The sequence below is a fragment of the Thorsellia anophelis DSM 18579 genome (genome assembly GCF_900111395.1).
GTDB classification, from domain to species: domain Bacteria; phylum Pseudomonadota; class Gammaproteobacteria; order Enterobacterales; family Thorselliaceae; genus Thorsellia; species Thorsellia anophelis.
In genome coordinates this window covers 11,058-28,878 of sequence record NZ_FOHV01000001.1, presented here as the reverse complement: position 1 = coordinate 28,878, position 17,821 = coordinate 11,058, and the positions used below count along the sequence as shown (strand labels likewise).

At 36.6% G+C, this 17,821-nt stretch carries 14 protein-coding genes; 7 read left to right on the top strand and 7 right to left on the bottom strand.

All coding sequences use genetic code 11. The annotated features are described in order from the left end of the window. Window positions 1–29: 29 nt before the first annotated feature. Together polA and BMW37_RS00115 are read right to left on the bottom strand one after the other, a co-directional pair. The gene (gene polA, locus BMW37_RS00120) at window positions 30–2,831 is read right to left on the bottom strand and encodes a DNA polymerase I (protein ID WP_093316410.1); all 2,802 of its coding nucleotides are present in this window, start codon (window positions 2,829–2,831) and stop codon (window positions 30–32) included. A 711-nt stretch (window positions 2,832–3,542) separates the two neighbouring features. Beyond that, window positions 3,543–3,926 carry a hypothetical protein gene (locus tag BMW37_RS00115; RefSeq protein WP_093316408.1) on the bottom strand — a complete coding sequence of 128 codons (384 nt, stop codon included), beginning with the start codon at window positions 3,924–3,926 and terminating at the stop codon, window positions 3,543–3,545. 906 nt (window positions 3,927–4,832) lie between these two features. Here BMW37_RS00115 and BMW37_RS00105 point away from each other — a divergent pair. Beyond that, window positions 4,833–5,501 carry a glutathione S-transferase family protein gene (locus BMW37_RS00105; protein WP_093316405.1) on the top strand — a complete coding sequence of 223 codons (669 nt, stop codon included), beginning with the start codon at window positions 4,833–4,835 and terminating at the stop codon, window positions 5,499–5,501. Window positions 5,502–5,623: 122 nt separating this feature from the next. Here the strand turns inward: BMW37_RS00105 and BMW37_RS00100 are convergent, their stop codons facing one another. From BMW37_RS00100 to hslO, 3 genes are all read right to left on the bottom strand, one after another. Beyond that, on the bottom strand, window positions 5,624–6,601 hold the full coding sequence (locus BMW37_RS00100) for an ATP-binding protein (protein WP_245710984.1): 978 nt from the start codon (window positions 6,599–6,601) through the stop codon (window positions 5,624–5,626). Next, a complete protein-coding gene (locus tag BMW37_RS15370; protein ID WP_245710983.1) occupies window positions 6,601–6,948 on the bottom strand; it encodes an AAA family ATPase in 348 nt (115 codons plus the stop codon). Before BMW37_RS15370 ends, BMW37_RS00100 begins: the two co-directional genes overlap by 1 nt. A 588-nt stretch (window positions 6,949–7,536) precedes the next feature. After that, window positions 7,537–8,433, bottom strand: a complete 897-nt coding sequence (gene hslO / locus BMW37_RS00095) for an Hsp33 family molecular chaperone HslO (RefSeq protein ID WP_245710982.1) — start codon at window positions 8,431–8,433, stop codon at window positions 7,537–7,539. 361 nt (window positions 8,434–8,794) lie between these two features. Here hslO and trmB point away from each other — a divergent pair, with 361 nt between their 5' ends. From trmB to hldE, 4 genes are all read left to right on the top strand, one after another. Next, window positions 8,795–9,595: a tRNA (guanosine(46)-N7)-methyltransferase TrmB gene (gene trmB, locus BMW37_RS00090; protein WP_093316403.1), complete on the top strand. Its 801-nt coding sequence runs from the start codon at window positions 8,795–8,797 to the stop codon at window positions 9,593–9,595. A gap of 57 nt (window positions 9,596–9,652) precedes the next feature. Continuing rightward, window positions 9,653–10,444, top strand: coding sequence for a DUF2884 family protein (locus BMW37_RS00085; protein ID WP_093316401.1), 792 nt, complete (start codon window positions 9,653–9,655; stop codon window positions 10,442–10,444). An 82-nt stretch (window positions 10,445–10,526) separates the two neighbouring features. Beyond that, a complete protein-coding gene (locus BMW37_RS00080; protein ID WP_093316398.1) occupies window positions 10,527–11,276 on the top strand; it encodes an EI24 domain-containing protein in 750 nt (249 codons plus the stop codon). 75 nt (window positions 11,277–11,351) lie between these two features. Continuing rightward, window positions 11,352–12,776, top strand: a complete 1,425-nt coding sequence (hldE, locus tag BMW37_RS00075) for a bifunctional D-glycero-beta-D-manno-heptose-7-phosphate kinase/D-glycero-beta-D-manno-heptose 1-phosphate adenylyltransferase HldE (RefSeq protein ID WP_093316396.1) — start codon at window positions 11,352–11,354, stop codon at window positions 12,774–12,776. Window positions 12,777–12,853: 77 nt separating this feature from the next. On the opposite strand, the gene fmt is transcribed toward hldE, so the two are convergent. Both fmt and def read right to left on the bottom strand, forming a co-directional pair. Continuing rightward, on the bottom strand, window positions 12,854–13,843 hold the full coding sequence (fmt, locus tag BMW37_RS00070; RefSeq protein WP_093316393.1) for a methionyl-tRNA formyltransferase: 990 nt from the start codon (window positions 13,841–13,843) through the stop codon (window positions 12,854–12,856). A gap of 1 nt (window position 13,844) precedes the next feature. Beyond that, on the bottom strand, window positions 13,845–14,369 hold the full coding sequence (gene def, locus BMW37_RS00065) for a peptide deformylase (RefSeq protein ID WP_093316391.1): 525 nt from the start codon (window positions 14,367–14,369) through the stop codon (window positions 13,845–13,847). 138 nt (window positions 14,370–14,507) lie between these two features. On the opposite strand from def, the gene dprA reads away from it, so the two are divergent. Both dprA and acs read left to right on the top strand, forming a co-directional pair. Further along, window positions 14,508–15,413, top strand: coding sequence for a DNA-processing protein DprA (gene dprA / locus BMW37_RS00060; RefSeq protein ID WP_177168541.1), 906 nt, complete (start codon window positions 14,508–14,510; stop codon window positions 15,411–15,413). A gap of 335 nt (window positions 15,414–15,748) precedes the next feature. Then, the gene (gene acs / locus BMW37_RS00055; RefSeq protein ID WP_093316385.1) at window positions 15,749–17,710 is read left to right on the top strand and encodes an acetate--CoA ligase; all 1,962 of its coding nucleotides are present in this window, start codon (window positions 15,749–15,751) and stop codon (window positions 17,708–17,710) included. Window positions 17,711–17,821 lie beyond the last annotated feature (111 nt).

Below are 17,821 nucleotides of genomic sequence, written 5' to 3'. Positions count from 1 at the left end.
TTAACTGGTTCGGTTATGCATCACTCCCATCAATGGGCTTCATCCCAATTATCACCTATACCAATATCGACTTGAAGCGGAACATCTAATGGCATGGCGCTTTCCATTAAGACTCTTATTTGCTCAGTCACCTGTTCTAAATATATTTCAGGGACTTCAAATACTAATTCATCATGCACTTGCATAATCATCTTAATATTATAATTTGGATTATCATAAACCCACTTATCTACTGCTATCATCGCTAATTTAATGATATCAGCTGCGGTGCCTTGCATAGGTGCATTGATTGCCTCACGCTCTGCAGCCTTTCTTCTCATGCCATTTGAGGACCTGATTTCAGGTAAATACAATCGCCTTCCTTGCAAAGTACGAACGTAGCCTTGCTCAGCTGCAAATTGACGGGTTCTTTCCATATAATCTAACACACCTGGATAACGTTCAAAATAGCGCTGCATATACTCTTTCGCATCTTGTCTTGAAATATTAAGTTGCTTAGCTAAACCAAACTCACTCATCCCATAGATAAGACCAAAATTAATGGCTTTTGCGCTACGACGCATGTCAGATGTCACTGAGTCTAAAGGGACATTAAAAATTTCAGCAGCTGTTGCTTTATGGATATCTAAACCTGAAGCAAAAGCATTCAATAATCCTTCATCTTGTGATAAATGAGCCATAATTCTAAGCTCAATTTGTGAATAGTCGGCTGCCACTATCTTACACTCTGGTGAAGCGATAAAAGCTTGACGGATACGACGCCCATCTTCATGGCGTACAGGAATATTTTGTAAGTTAGGATCAGTAGAAGATAATCGCCCTGTTGCAGCAACCGCTTGTTGATAGGAAGTATGTACTCTACCTGAACTTGGATGAATCAAACTTGGCAATTTATCCGTGTAGGTGTTTTTAAGCTTAGCGATAGTTCTATAGCGAAGAAGTAATTTAGGTAATGGGTAAGTTAAAGCTAGTTCTTCTAATACTTCTTCATCTGTAGAGGGTGCACCTTTAGGCGTCTTTTTTAACACTGGCAATTGTAGCTTATCATAAAAAATGGCTTGTAATTGCTTTGTTGAGGCTAAGTTAAACTCTTCACCTGCTAATAAATATGCATCTTGTTCGATAACTCGCATTTCTTTTTCAAAAGCGATTGATTGCTGATGGAGCATATTTGAATCAATTAATACACCTGTTCTTTCCATTCTCGCTAAAACAGTTAAAAGCGGTATCTCAATTTTTTGAAGTACATGGTCTAAATCAGGTTCAGCTTTAACCTGTGGTAGCATTGCTTGATATAAACGCAAGGTGACATCCGCATCTTCTGCTGCATATTTAGCTGCAATTTCTAACTCTATTTGATTAAAGGTTAATTGTGACTTTCCTTTTCCCGCAATCTCTTCAAATGAAACGGTTTTATGCTCTAGATACCGCTCTGCTAAGCTATCCATATCATGACGTCTAGAAATACTGTTCAGTACGTATGATCCAAGCATAGTGTCAAATTGGATGCCATTTAACGTAATGTTATGCGTTTTAAGAACTGAGAAATCAAATTTTAAATTTTGACCCACTTTTTTAATGGCTTCATTTTCTAATATTGGCTTTAACGAATTGAGAACTAAATCAAAATCCAACTGATTGGGCGCACCTAAATAATCATGGCCTAATGGGATATAGATGGCTTCACCTGGCGAGATTGCAAATGAAAGACCAATTAATCTTGCTAATTGAGTATCGAGAGAATCCGTTTCCGTATCAAACGCAAAACAATCAGCTTGGCTCAGTTTAGCTAACCATTTATCTAAGCTTGCTTGCGCTAAAATCGTCTCATAGAATTCATCACTTAGCGTGGATTTAGAATCAACATTAGAGGTCGTCTCTAGGTCGGTTTTTTTAAAGACTGTATTAACTGCACCTTGCTGTAAAAATGTTTTTTCAAAGACACCTGATTCAAGCTCTTTGAGCCAACGTTTAAAACCATATCGATTAAAATCCGCCTTCAATTGCTCTGTATCTAATGTGTTTATGACCAATTGATCCCAAGGTAAATCTAATTCTACATCGCATTTTATCGTTGCTAATTGTTGTGATAATAACGCCATTTCCCGATTAGCAACTAATTTTTCTGCCATCGTTTTTGACCCTCTAAAACTCAAGGTCGCGATTTTATCTAAATTCTCATAAAGCGTGTTGATTCCACCAATTCCCTGTAAAAGCGCTTGAGCCGTTTTTTCACCAATACCAGGCACACCTGGAATGTTGTCAGAGCTATCTCCCATTAAAGCTAAGAAATCGACAATTAACTCTGGCCCAACGCCATACTTTTCTTGAACACCTTCAGTATTAAGCAGTGTGTTTGTCATCGTATTAATCAAGGTAATGTGAGGCCCGACCAATTGGGCCATATCTTTGTCGCCTGTACTAATTAATACATTCTGCCCTTGCTGCGCTGCCCGAGTTGCTAATGTTCCAATAACATCGTCAGCCTCAACCCCCTCTATCACGAGCATAGGTAAACCAAGCGCAGTAATCATTCTATGCAAAGGTTCTATCTGGGACCGCAAATCATCTGGCATTGGAGGGCGATGAGATTTATAGTCACTAAATAATTCATCACGAAATGTTTTTCCTTTAGCATCAAATACAACAGCTAAATGCTTAGGATTGACCTGTACTAGCATTGAGCGAATCATATTTAACACACCATACATTGCACCCGTTGGTTCTCCCTGCGAGTTCGTTAACGGTGGTGAGGCATAAAATGCACGATAGAGATAAGATGAACCATCGATTAAAACAAATGGGGGAGTAGGGGGGATCTCAATTGACATATTTATCCTCATTATATTGCCCATTTATTGGGATATTTTTGGCGATTTACATGAAAAGGATGTCGCGTATTAGAGCTTAATTGCGATATTTAAGCTTATTTTTATTGCACCTAATCATGAAATTAAATGATAACCAGCGTGAGCAGAATTTAAATGCATGTGCTACGTGAAGGGTTAATTATATTAACGCTTATGACCTAATCTTACCATATCTAAGATTAATTTTGATACTCAAATAAAGGCCGTTTATCTAGATTAGTTTTAAGATTAAAGAGCACAAGTCAGAAAGGCGCATTGTCATTCTAAAAGCTTAGTCATGAGAGACCAGTTAAGACTATTTTTATATATAACGCGATCTTCTACTTTTATCCATTTTGCCATAAACCCCCGTTCTTCAAGGTAGGGAGGGCGTCAAATGAAGAGATAAAGACTATCTGAAAACAAATACCACGGAACAATACACTAAAATGGGAATTGCAACCAAAAAAAACACCTGTTAGAAAAAATTAAGCATCACGCTACATATTAAAGTGTGTTTTATTATTGACATCTTCCCCCTGCTAAAGCAAGGGGATTGCTACTGCGCACCTTCAATGACATAAAAATAGATTCATAGAGCGATTCTTTATATTGATGCACATAGTTATAGGTAGATCCACCTGCTAGACTCATTAAGCTATTGATTATGAATTGTGCAGTCCTTGTTACCTTCTACCACCACTTCGGATAATGATTAAAGGCTTCATAAATATGTGAATACATATCTAAAGTTAATTTCTCACTGCCAGATACATTCATGATGCTTGAATCTACATTATCACCCCTAAATAACCATTTTAATGTATGTGATTTAGGATCGAGCACAAGTTGAAAGTCATTGCTCATATCACGAATTGATGCTAACTGCCTTTTATTTAATAAAACCATAAACTCATCAAGCTGTTCACATTCAAACCACAGAGCAGTCTTAATATTACAGCTATATGTAAATTTATCTATTCGAATTAAAATATTAAACTTTACTGATGGAAGATGATTGTCAAATTCTATTGTTTCAAAAGCGATGTGTATGGGCTGCTTAATTATTATATCCATTTAATTTCCTTCAAAATATCTAGCATGCAGGCAATGATGAATCAATTTAGTTAGTGCTGTTGAGCACGTACTATCGGAATGAAGTAATTAGAACATTCAACCAGTAGTGACATGGCACTGCCAAAGGCAATGAGACGACCTATCGACCTACACTTCAAAAAATCACTGACAATCATCTGAACGAAATCTGAAATTTTATATTTCTAATCATTATGTTAACTTCAGCTTAAACCGTTATTTTATTTGATTGTTGAGATGTCATTATATTCTATTATCCAAATGCAACAATAAATTAGATGGCATGGATGATATCAATTAGGATTTTGATTTTTATAGACACTTACCAATTTAATTTAGTGTTCGCTTATTTTTCAATTCAGGCTATATGCACTTTGAGATTAAATTGAGCGTTTAAAATCTAGAAAAAACTTACCTGTAAGGATATGATATGACCTCACATGATATATACTTTTAAATGCAAATATTCTAAATGCCTTGTTATGATAAAAGACATTTCAAATCATTGCATAAAAAGTTAACTCACGGCAATATCAGTATCCAGGCATAATGCGAAGTATCTAGGCCTCATTATGAATCAACCACTATAATGGGTCTTGGTGTTGGGAGAAAGCTAACCGCACAACACAAAGTAAATTCCAGTGTCTGGAATGCGGATATACTGAAAACGCCGGTATTGCGGTGCATATAATATATTCGTGGCGGGGTACGCCGTGTTAGCCTGTGGAGAGATGACAACTTCAGGTCGCAAGGTGAAGCAGGAACTCGCATAGGTAAATCAGACTTCGGTCTGAATACGGTATCCTCCTCGCCATTTAGGACAAGGAGGATACCAAGTGGTTCAATTTCTTAAACAACTATCTACAACAACAGGTAAAGTGAGGTTATATGTACACACTAGTTCTTGCAAATAAACGTTATTCATCATGGTCAATGCGAGTATGGTTGTTAATGAAAGAATTTGATATTCCCTTTAAAGAGGAACTAATAAGGTTTGACTCCCCTGATTTTGCAAGTCGTGTTAGCGATTATAGCTTAACGAAAAAAGTTCCCCTTTTACTAGATGAGTCACTTGTTATTTCTGATACTTTGGCGATTGTCGAATATCTTGCTGAGTCTCATGCTGAGCTGGCTATTTGGCCGACTGATAAGCAAAAAAGAGCAAAAGCGAGAAGTTTATGTGCGCAAATGCATGCAGGATATTCATTATTAAGAAACGAATGTCCGATGCAATTTGATAAAGTATATAAACGGTTTACACCATCAGAATTATTAAGAAAAGAAATAGCCAGTTTCTCGTCGATATTTTTGGAGGCTTTATCTCAATCAGATGGAGATTTCCTATTTGGTGAATATAGTGCAGCAGATGCCTATTACGCACCTTTTCTATCGAGATTTGACTCGTATTTATTACCGCTAGATGACCGAATTAATGCTTATTATGCCAAGGTAAAAATGACGAAAAGTTATCAAAATTGGCAACAAGACGTAGCAAATGAAAAAGAAGATAATACTGAAAGCTCCCTATATAGTTCTTTAGACGATGTGCGTGATTAGCGATTGTCATCTATGCGCACGACCTAAAGTCAGCGCGCATAGATACTGGCCATTGCCTGAATAAATCAGCAAAAAATAATCCCTTAAACTCGTCTTGAAAAGTAAGCACCCTACCACACCCATCACTCGTTCTCAGTTATACGCATTTTTAAAAAGTGCGCGTAATATAGCGGCATAACGGTATGATTTTTTTCTAGGATAGAAGAGCCTTGAGTGCCGGTTAATTTAAATGTTCTCTTAGGCCTATTTTTTTCAATATAAGATGCCAGTGATTTAGCTCTTGTTCTCTTCCCGCTTTTGACTTCTACTGGGATAATTTCGCCGCTATCCGTTGAAAGAATAAATTCTATTTCAGCTCTTGCATCATGCCAAGAGTAGCATGGCTCATAACCAAGCGCGGTCAATTCTTGCTGAACAAAATTTTCAGCTATATAGCCTTTATATTCATAATTTTGCTGCTTAATTTCTCTATAACCACTACCAAGCATATGATTCAGTAGCCCCACATCAAAATGAAATAGTTTTACCATATTCTCTTTTTTATAGGCCGCAAATGGCATCCTTAACAGACCTTCAACAGGATAATTAGACAATACCAAATTGCAACATTTAAGCCAATAAATGGCAGTTTCAAGATCTTTATAGCGTGATTTTCGCTCATGGACACCTTTAAATTTAAATCTTTGAACAGACTCATCACCCACAATAGCAAGCTGGGAAGGGATGCTATTAAAGACGGATTCAATAAGCATGGCATCCACTTTGCCTGCATATTTACCAAAATCTCGTCTATACCCATTGACGAGATCAGAGTGGACTTTAGAGACTTCTGCTATGCGCTCCAAAATATTTGCTTGTTTTAATTGATACCATTTACACACTGCTTCTGGCATGCCGCCTGTGAAAAAATAATCCGTTAACTTATCCATTAATATGGTGTGTACAGCTGGAGTATTAATCTGAGAATCAAATGCTTTTATCAAAGCAGGCTCATCTGATGCATGAATGAATTCCTGAAAAGTAAGAGGTCTTAAGTTATGCTGCTCTACTTGCCCAACTGGAAAAGAATTTAATAGGCCAATATTAGATCCACTTGCCACTAAAAAAATGACTGATTACTTTCTGCAAAATATTTTAATGACGTAACAGCACGTTCACACTCCCCTATCTCATCAAATATCAATAAATCTGTTAATGGATTGAATGGCTTATTGGTGATTAAAGAGATATTCATGATAATTTCATCTGGAGTTAAAGCACCATTAAAAACCTCCTTATAAATTGGGTTTTCAAGGAAATCAATCCGCAATACATGATTAAATGATTTACCCAATAATTGATGAAGTAAGTACGTTTTTCCTGTTTGCCTTGCTCCATTAATTAAAAGCGGTTTACGAGCCGGCTTATCTTTCCATTTTATTAATGCGTCTAATAAGTTTCGTTTCATCAATACCTCCAATCCGTTAGATATCTATTTATAGACAGACTGCTCCTACTTTAAAATACAACACAGCACATTTTTATGCGCATAAAAATGTAAAATGGATGTTGATATAGAGTATTACTGTAATTGTCTATTTAGTAGCGGTAGGGTACCCTCTAAAATGACTTGTCCTAAGCTTACCAATGGAACCCTAAATTTTTACACTGATAAAGAAATTGAAAATAGACTTGCTCGTTTGTGATAGTCATTTAACACAATCAAACATACTAGCAAGCTTATTTATTGATATATTGATGAATGTAAGGAGTTAACTCAGTGTATCTTAGTTTAAGTGCGCAATTAACGATATCAAGGAATAAATAATTAAGGGGACGTGTGAAGTAAACTTATCCGGCATGCTATAAAAGCCGGACCTTAAGGGAAGAGAGGATGTCAAAGATTATAATCTACATCAGCTATCCACTCTGTGGATTTGCATGAGAGCGCATTTTCAAATCTTTGATGTCCAATTTAGGCTGCCCGCCAATGACTCAACCCTATAGCAATTTGAAAAGGCGCAACAACCTAAAATGGCAACATTACGATTAAAACCTAGTTTGTTAGATTTCTTTTGAGTGCAGTATTAATCATATCCGCATCAAATTCGTAAGCTTTACCACAAAAATCACAATTAAAAGTCACAAGCTTTTGCTCATTAAGCAATGATTCAATCTCTTCATCACCCAAAGTCGCCATCGCTGAGTAGCACTTTTCTTCAGAGCAATGGCAAAAAAAGGAAACAGGCTGTGGATCGTATAATCTAACGATTTCTTCATGATAGAGCCTGTTAAGTATCTCTTCCACTGGCAAATTAAATAATTCCTCTGCTTTTATCGTGTGAGTTAATTGAGTGATGCTATCAAAAAAGTACTCATCTTTTTCCACTTGGCCAGGCATAACCTGTAAAAACATGCCTGCAGCATGCATTACTCCTTCATGCATTTGAGAAAAAAGAAACAACCTTGTTTCTAATTGCTCAGATTGTGTGAAGTAACGTTCTAAACAACTGGCAATACTATGCCCTTCTAATTCAACAATACCTTGATAACGCTCACCATCTTTAGGCATAACAGTGATGACGATATACCCTCGTCCAAAAAGCGTTTCAATGTTACTCTCTGGCAAGAAAGCAATTGATTCATCATATTTCACAGTGCCACGCATTTGTTGATGGTTATTACCATTAATCACTAACATAGAAATAGGTCCATCACCTTGTAATTGAACAGTGATATCCCCTTCAAATTTTAATGTTGCTGTTAATAAACTAGTTGCAACAACAAGCTCCCCTAACAACTTTTGAATGGCAACAGGGTAATTATGATGCTCTAGCATTGCATTAAGTGTATGAGTGACTGTAACTAATTCTCCCCTTGCCGCATGCTCATCAAATAAAAACCGATAGAGTTGATCTGTTTTTTGTGACTGCAGCATTAAATCTTGTGACATAAATTACCTTTGTTAAATAATATAAAACCTAAATAAATCATTAAATTAATGAGTGGACTTTGCTTAAAAGTACTTATCAAGCACGCAATTAGCCTTATTATATACAATATAGCTAATGATATGACGATTATTTTGGGATATTATTACAACATGATAAAATAACTCACCCACCAAAAATATTCACGTACTCACAAAGCAATCTGATGTTAAGCTATAAAATAATCCGCCGACATGTTATATTAACGCTATTAAATCCGTTGAATTACCGATAACTAATTTCCGCCCTCAAGCTAAATTTGATACCCATAACTATCTCATTTGCTTGATGACGATTGACCTAGGCTTGAGCAAATAAAATAATATGTCATCTAATCATACCCCACACCCTAACTTACCGCCCTTAGTTGAAACTAAAGGAGCAATCAACGCTGTTAGCATAGAAAATTTATCAAATAGTGTTATTAGTACTGAAACTGATAGTGAAGGAAAAGTGTTACGAAAAGTCCGCAGCTTTGTTCGTCGTCAAGGTAGGTTAACTAATGGTCAAGAAAATGCTTTAAAACAATTCTGGCCAGTCCATGGCGTTGAATACCAAAAAGAACCACTCGATTTAACTCGCTTATTCAACAATGATGCTAATGTCACATTAGAAATTGGTTTTGGCATGGGTAACTCACTTGTCGCAATGGCAAGCGAAAATAGGGACCAAAATTTCTTAGGTATCGAGGTTCATTTACCTGGTGTTGGTGCTTGTTTACATTTAGCTAACGAAACAAATTTATCTAATTTAAAAGTAATGTGCCACGATGCGATAGAAGTACTAGAAAATATGATTCCTAATCATAGTTTGCATATGATTCAGTTATTTTTTCCAGACCCATGGCATAAAGCTAGGCACCATAAACGCCGTATTGTACAAACTGAATTTTTAAATTTGATTCACCAAAAACTCCTTAAAAATGGCGTATTTCATATGGCTACTGATTGGGAGCCATATGCACAGTGGTCACTAGAATTTTTAACACAGCACCCACAATTTACTAATTTATCGACAACCCAAGATTATGTGCCAAGACCTGAAAGCCGACCTGTGACAAAATTTGAACAAAGAGGAACGAAACTTGGGCATGGTGTATGGGATTTAATGTTTAAAGCCATTTAAGTTATGAGTTTTACAAACTTATCTTCTAAAAACTATCATTTAAAATAAGGTACTCACATGCCAACTATTTCTAATACACCACTGATATTTTCTAATAAGGTAGCACATAAAGGCCTTATGCCTACAATAAAAATAATAGGCGCAGTACTTGGATTTTTATGTCTCACCCACACAAATCTTAGTCAAGCAAATGATATGTTTGCCCTTGAAAAAATAGGGTGTCCTATCATGCCAACTAAAAACATTACCATCACCGATAAAACGGTTTCCCTGAGTCAAAATTCAGATACCTGGTTAATTAGCAGGGATGGTAGCATGACCCTTAATGGTAAATTTGTCAATTTATCAGAAAATGAACAAAATAAAGCAGAGCAATTTCAACAAACCGTCAGAGATGACCTACCAAATTTACTGAGTACAACCCACACACTAATCGATACGAATTTAGAAAAACTAGATACAACCATAGTGGATACACTTGGCAAAAATAGTCAATTAAGAGAAAAAATTAAAGAGCTTAAACCGATTATTTTTGAAGAACTTAACCAAGTAATTAATGACAAAAATAATGAAGTGAATTTATCTATTGCAAATTTATCTGCAATAAACGAGAACATAGAATCACTTAGTAAAAAACATGGTCAAGAAATACTAAAAATCGCTCTATCAGAGATTGCCATGAAGCAGCTTTTAGCCCCTAAAGATCAACGTATTAACCTATCTGATCTGCAAAACACACTTAAAGAACGATTTGCTTCTGAAGATAAGAAAGCACGTGCACTACTTGAAACGTCTTGCGACATGTTTGCTAACTGGCAAACATTAGAATCAGGTTTCATTAAACAATAAACGTAGATATTTGGTTTAACATAATAGGCAGCATAACCGTATCTTACTTGTATATATTAGGCATTTTAAGAGTAATAACATCATGGCAAATATAAATACTCCTTCTATCTCAACTGCATTTAAACAAGCACTCATAAGTTGCTTTCACCCTAAGGTATGGCTTGCATTTTGCATCCCATTTTTAACTTTCATTGTTAGTAGTATTTTGCTTGGAACATTTTTTGGTGGGTTAATTAATGATTTAATTACTTTTTTATTTAGCAAAATCAGTTGGGTTGAGAGCATTAATCTTTGGTTTGATAATACACTTGGGTTTGGTGTGACTAGCTTTTTTATTTGGCTTGCAACCTTTTTAACCGTATTAGCACTAGGCGGGATTACAGCGGTTGTTATTAGTGCACTTATTGTGGACGATATGCTTATTAAACACATTTATAAAAAAAAGTTTGCTCACCTTGATATAAAAGGTGTCTCGCTTAAACAAGATATTAAAAATACATTATATTATGCAGGTATTTTTGTTGTAACAATTTTTATTGGTCTACCTCTTTGGTTTATCCCTCCAATCGCAATTGCTTGGCAAATTTATTGGACTCGTTTTTTCTTTAGCCGCACTCTACCTTTTGATGCTTTATGCGATTACGCTAATGATTCTGAAATAAAACAAATTCTCAGCAGTGAAAAACCTGCGAATGAAAAAATTGGCCTGTTTTGTGCGTTATTAAATTACATTCCAACAGCGGCATTATTCGTACCAATTTTTGCAATTTTATGGTTTGGTTATTACAATTTTGCGGTGCTAGATCAACGTAGACAAAACACCATTAGTTAACTTAGCAAAAATATTAGTTAAATGATAACAGCTTAAAAGTAATTTATTTATTGTTTTCACACAAAAAGGATATCTATGAGAACACAACTACCGACCTTTGAATCTGCCAGTGTTTTAGTTGTTGGAGATATTATGCTTGATCGGTATTGGTCTGGTCCAACTGGCAGAATTTCACCTGAAGCCCCCGTTCCAATTGTAAAAGTAAACCACATAGAGGAGCGCCCGGGCGGAGCAGCAAACGTTGCAATGAACGTAGCTTCGCTCGGTGCAAAGGCACAATTAATTGGTCTTTCTGGTATAGATGAAGCAGCCAATAGTCTAGAAACACAATTAAACCAACATAAAATCACTTGTCATTTTATTAAAGTGGCTTCACACCCAACGATTACAAAACTCAGAATCTTATCTCGTAATCAGCAACTCATGCGTTTAGATTTTGAAGAAGGCTTTGATGATATAGAGCCTACCCCTATGATAGAAAAATTATTGATTGAACTACGCGCTGCAAATGTACTTGTTTTTTCTGATTATGGAAAAGGAGTCTTAAACCATATTCAGTTAATGATCCAGCAAGCAAAATCACAAGGTAAACCAATCATTATTGATCCAAAGGGAACTGATTTTAAAAAATACGCTGGCGCGACATTATTAACACCTAACATGAGTGAATTTGAAGCGGTTGTAGGTAAATGCAACACAGAAGAAGAAATTGAAACTAAAGGGCTTGAATTAATTAAGTCTTGTCAATTAGAGGCATTACTCATCACCCGCTCAGAAAAAGGCATGACACTGCTTCAACCTAATAAACCTACTTTTCATCTCCCAACACTCGCGCAAGAGGTTTATGATGTAACAGGTGCTGGTGATACCGTAATTGCTGTGTTAGCTTCAAGTTTAGCTACTGGTAAATCATTAGAAGAAGCCTGTATATTAGCCAATACAGGTGCTGGCATTGTAGTAGGTAAGTTAGGGACATCTACAGTCAGTGCAATAGAACTTGAAAATGCACTGAGAAAGCGTGCTTCGATTGGTTTTGGTATTATGAGTGAGTTAAATCTAACCGCCGCCATAAAACTAGCCAGAGCTAGGGGCGAAAAAATCGTGATGACAAATGGTTGCTTTGATATTTTGCATGCAGGGCATGTTTCTTACTTGGCCAACGCACGAAAACTCGGCAGTCGATTAATTGTAGCAGTAAATAGCGATGCTTCCGTTGCTAGGCTTAAAGGACCGACTCGCCCAATTAATCCTCTAGAACAAAGAATGCAGGTACTCGCAGCATTAGAATCCGTTGACTGGGTTGTCCCTTTTGAAGAGGATACGCCGCAAAGAGTTATTGGGGAAATTCTACCCGATCTTTTAGTCAAAGGCGGTGATTACAAACCTGATGAAATTGCTGGAGGAAAGGAAGTTCTAGCAGCAGGAGGGGAAGTACGAGTGTTGAATTTTGAACCAGGTATTTCGACCTCTCAAATTATTGCTAAAGCTAAAAATCGCTAAGGGATTTTATTGAATGTCGCTCAGGTTAAAAAATAGATTTTTAATCTGAGCTTAGTATACGATACAGATAGCTTTATTTAAGAAAATTTTCGACCTACAGCAAATAGTGATTTTTTAGAATTAAGAAGATCAGCAACAGGCATAGGTTTACTACCTGCAGGTTGAACTTGTGTAATGCGTAATATTCCACTCTCTGTTTTGAAATAAAGACCACTTTTATCAGCTTGCAAGAGCGTACCGTTATCAACATTTTTTTCAGATAGTATCGGCATATTATCAATCGCTTCGGCTTCCCAAATTTTAATAGAAAGCTCATCTACCATAAAATAACTCATAGGCCATGGATTAAATGCTCGTACACAACGAGCTAATTCGTGTGCACTCAGTGACCAATCTAATTTTGCTTCTTCTTTAGTCAATTTATGAGCATATGTCACAGCATCTTCTGATTGAGGGGAAGGAATAAGCGCACCTTCAGTTAGGCTAACCAGCGCTTCTAATAATGCCTTAGGACCTATATTCGCTAGCTTTTGGTATAATGAAGCACTGGTATCATTAGCTTCAATAGGCAAGCTTAGCTTGTATAGCATATCTCCAGTATCAAGCCCAACATCCATCTGCATAATCGTAATGCCTGTTTGTTCATCACCTGCCCAAATAGCCCTTTGAATAGGTGCTGCACCTCGCCATCTTGGTAATAAAGAACCATGCACATTAATACAGCCTAATTGCGGCATTTCCAGCACAGATTTAGGTAAAATTAACCCGTACGCAACCACAACCATCAGGTCAGCTTCTAAATCAGAAACTAAAGCCTGATCAGAAGGTTCTTTTAGCTTTTCAGGTTGAAATACTGGTAATCCATGTTCGAGTGCTAATAATTTAACTGGACTAGCAGTGAGCTTTTTTCCTCGACCAGCTGGTCTATCTGGTTGGGTAAATACCCCAACAATATTCAATTTAGCCTTTATCAATGCTTGTAAATGTTGAGCAGCAAACTCAGGCGTACCAGCAAAAATAATTCGTTTGGATAAAAGTGCTTGGGGTATCATGTTACTATCAAGCATATCAACCTTCTTTATCTTCTAAACGACTTTCTAATCGAGCGAGTTTCAGTAATTTTTGTTTTAACCTGTCACGTTTTAATGGGGAGAGATAATCAACAAAAAGTTTTCCATCTAAATGATCGAGTTCATGTTGAATACAAATCGCTAATAAACCATCCGCTTCTAACTCAAACATCTTACCATTTCTATCTTGAGCTCTTATTTTAACCCACTGTGCACGAGGAACGAGGGCTCTATATTCATAGACAGATAAACATCCTTCTTCAATGCCAGTCTCCCCTTTTTTGTCTAAAATTTCAGGATTAATCAACACTAAAGGCTCATTTCTCTCATCAGAAATATCAATCACAACTAAACGGATATGATGATCAACCTGCGATGCAGCAAGCCCTATACCTTCCTCTGCATACATGGTTTCAAGCATATCATCAATGAAAGTTTGAAGATCTGCTGAAATAGTCTCCACTTTTTTTGCTTTTGTACGTAAACGTTCATCTGGAAACTGTAGAACTGATAAAATTGCCATAAAATAAATATCCCTGTTAAGTCTGATAAAGTAGTGGGTTAATTATAGTGGTTTAACTGGAAAAAAAATAGCCTATGTCACGTAATGTCTTATCATTACCTCATATTATTCCTCCGTATTAATTGTAAGGATACGAATATGCTTAAGGAAGAGCTTTGGATGCGCCTAAATACTGTCCATGCATTATCAATTGAAACTTGGACTAGTATTGAGTCTCATTTTAGCCACAACGTTTCAAATAACCTTGCTCAAAATAGTGAAATATTATCAATGTCAGGGCTTAATCCATTACAAATCAAACAATTTTTTGAAATTGATAGTGATCTTGTCAATAAAACACTAAAGTGGCTAGAAACATCAAAACGTTATATTTTACCGATTAGCAGTCATAATTATCCAAGTAATTTAAAGAATATTGATAGGCCACCTAACTTACTTTTTGTTGAAGGAGATGTTGCTTTACTTCACGCCCCACAACTCGTGATTGTTGGCAGTAGACGTGCCACTCATTATGGTCAATTTTGGGCAAATAAATTTGCTTGCGAACTTTCAAAACTTGGATTTGTGATAACAAGTGGATTAGCAAGAGGCATAGATCAAACCGTTCACCAATCTCTATTAAGAGTGAAAGGGAAAACAATTGCTGTATTAGGTTCAGGATTGAATGATATATACCCATCTGAACATACAGCCCTTGCTGATAAAATTGTTGAGCATGGAGGAACGCTTGTCTCACCATTTTATCCAGACACAAAACAGACTATTCATCATTTTAGCGCTAAGAACCATTTAATGAGTGCGCTTGGAAATGGCATTTTAGTCATAGAAGCAACATTAAAAAGTGGGTCATTAATGACAGCTCGTTTTGCATTAGAACAGGGAAAAGATATTTTTGCTCTACCAGGCCCACTTGGCAATAAGCAAAGCCAAGGGACACACTGGTTAATTAAGCAAGGCGCAAATTTAGCCTCAGATCCACAAGATATATTAGAGCATATACAGTCTAATTTTAATTGGCTTAACACAGATAATCCAGAAAGATAATTACTTAAAAGATTAAGGCTCAATTTATCTAACTTAATCAAATTGTTTAAAACAAAATGCTCTTTTAATGCTAAAGGCAGAGAGTAAATCTGCCTGCTATTTTATTGAACCAACTGTGTAATCCTAGAGTAAAAGTGTGCGCCTGTTAACATAATTACAACATTTATAGTCAATCCTGTGATCTAAAACACATTATCTAATATCCACTCTACCAAAAACAGATATAAGCCTCTATTGTCATTTAACATTTTATTCATACTTAATTAACAACCATACTTAAAGCCTTACCAATTATTTAAAATCTAAATATTCATATCAACACTTAGGAGCAATCTATGCTAGAAGGTAGAATGTATAATAAACCAGAGCAATTAGCTCAATCTGCTTTTATTACTGAAGAAAAATATCAAACTTTATACCAACAATCCATAACTCATCCAGATGAGTTTTGGAAAGAACAGGCTAAGAATATTGATTGGATTAAACCATTTACGCAAGTAAAAAATACTCAATTTGGATTAGGTAACGTTAATATACGTTGGTATGAAGATGGCACATTGAATATTGCACAAAATTGCCTAGATAGGCACCTTGAAACTAAAGGAGATAACGTTGCAATCATCTGGGAAGGAGATGATCCTAGTCAATCGAAAAAAATAACCTACAAAGAACTCTATGATCAGGTCTGCCGCTTTGCAAATGTCTTGAAATCTCAAGGTATTAATAAAGGAGATGTCGTTGTCATTTACATGCCTATGGTGCCTGAAGCTGCTATTGCTATGCTGGCTTGTACCAGAATTGGTGCAGTCCATTCTGTCATTTTTGGTGGTTTTTCGCCAGAAGCGATTGCAGGTAGAATAATAGACTCTAATGCAAAATTAGTCATTACTTCTGATGAAGGTATTCGAGGAGGCAAAATTATTCCATTGAAAAAAAATGTGGATGTGGCGCTCGCTAAACCAGAAGTCACAACAGTTAAAAGTGTAATTGTATTAGAGAGAACTGGGCATCATGATGCTTGGCATGAGGAAAGAGACATTTGGTGGCATGAGGCTATCTCAGCTGCTAATCCACATTGCCCTGCAGAAGAAATGGGGGCTGAATCTCCTTTATTTATCCTATATACCTCAGGTTCCACAGGTAAACCTAAAGGAGTACTACATACAACTGGCGGTTATCTTGTCTATACCACATTAACGTTTAAAACCGTTTTTAATTATCAACCAAATGATATTTTTTGGTGTACTGCTGACGTAGGCTGGATTACTGGCCACAGTTATTTAGTATATGGCCCGCTTTCAAATGGTGCAACCATTGTGATGTATGAAGGGATACCGAGCTACCCTACTGCTAACAGACTCTCTCAAATTATTGATAAATATAATGTTAACATTCTTTATACTGCACCAACTGCGATAAGAGCATTGATGGCTCAAGGGGAGGTTGTTGTAGAAAATACCCACCGAAACTCGTTAAAATTACTCGGAACAGTAGGTGAACCAATTAATCCACAAGCTTGGATTTGGTATCATGAAACAATCGGGAATGGAAAATGCCCAATTGTAGATACTTGGTGGCAAACTGAAACCGGTGGATTTTTAATTACCCCACTACCAGGTGCGCATGATCTTAAACCTGGTTCAGCTATGAAACCTTTTTTTGGTGTACAACCTGCACTAATGGATAATGAAGGTAACCTTATAAAGGGAGAGGGTGAAGGAAATCTCGTCATTTTAGATTCATGGCCTTCACAAGCAAGAACACTCTATGGAGATCATGCTAGATTCGAAGAGGCATACTTTACCACATTTAAAGGGACCTATTTTAGTGGAGATGCCGCTAAAAGAGACGCTGATGGTGATTTATGGATTACAGGCAGAGTGGATGATGTTCTGAATGTATCAGGACATAGACTGGGGACTGCAGAAATAGAATCGGCTTTAGTCGCTCATCCTAAAATAGCAGAGGCAGCGGTAATAGGTGTCCCTCATGATATTAAAGGACAAGCAATCTATGCTTATATTACGCTCAATGCTGGAGAAGAGGCAGATCAAACGCTATATAATGAAGTAAAAGCTTGGGTTAGAAATGAAATAGGGCCAATTGCAACACCTGATTTCCTACACTGGACGAATGCGCTCCCGAAGACTCGTTCAGGTAAAATCATGAGGCGAATTTTACGTAAGATTGCTTGTGATGAAGCAGATCAATTAGGCGATATCTCGACCCTAGCCGATCCTTCTGTAGTAGCGCGTTTAATTACTGAGTCAAAAGCGCTTTTCACAAAAGTATCTTAATTACCTCCCCTTAATCCCTTCTTTGAAAGATGTCACAAAGGGGGGATTAGCCAAATCAAGGCTAATATCAAAAATCAATCGCTATTTGTTCAAAAATCTTCTATAATTTAA

Coding starts and splice junctions, on each gene's coding strand:
- BMW37_RS00115 (WP_093316408.1), bottom strand. CDS start 3,926: ATGGATATAATAATTAAGCAGCCCATACACATCGCTTTTGAAACAATA.
- BMW37_RS00085 (WP_093316401.1), top strand. CDS start 9,653: ATGCCAACTATTTCTAATACACCACTGATATTTTCTAATAAGGTAGCA.
- dprA (WP_177168541.1), top strand. CDS start 14,508: ATGCTTAAGGAAGAGCTTTGGATGCGCCTAAATACTGTCCATGCATTA.
- BMW37_RS00080 (WP_093316398.1), top strand. CDS start 10,527: ATGGCAAATATAAATACTCCTTCTATCTCAACTGCATTTAAACAAGCA.
- polA (WP_093316410.1), bottom strand. CDS start 2,831: ATGTCAATTGAGATCCCCCCTACTCCCCCATTTGTTTTAATCGATGGT.
- trmB (WP_093316403.1), top strand. CDS start 8,795: ATGTCATCTAATCATACCCCACACCCTAACTTACCGCCCTTAGTTGAA.
- BMW37_RS15370 (WP_245710983.1), bottom strand. CDS start 6,948: ATGAAACGAAACTTATTAGACGCATTAATAAAATGGAAAGATAAGCCG.
- hslO (WP_245710982.1), bottom strand. CDS start 8,433: ATGTCACAAGATTTAATGCTGCAGTCACAAAAAACAGATCAACTCTAT.
- def (WP_093316391.1), bottom strand. CDS start 14,369: ATGGCAATTTTATCAGTTCTACAGTTTCCAGATGAACGTTTACGTACA.
- BMW37_RS00105 (WP_093316405.1), top strand. CDS start 4,833: ATGTACACACTAGTTCTTGCAAATAAACGTTATTCATCATGGTCAATG.
- fmt (WP_093316393.1), bottom strand. CDS start 13,843: ATGCTTGATAGTAACATGATACCCCAAGCACTTTTATCCAAACGAATT.
- hldE (WP_093316396.1), top strand. CDS start 11,352: ATGAGAACACAACTACCGACCTTTGAATCTGCCAGTGTTTTAGTTGTT.
- acs (WP_093316385.1), top strand. CDS start 15,749: ATGCTAGAAGGTAGAATGTATAATAAACCAGAGCAATTAGCTCAATCT.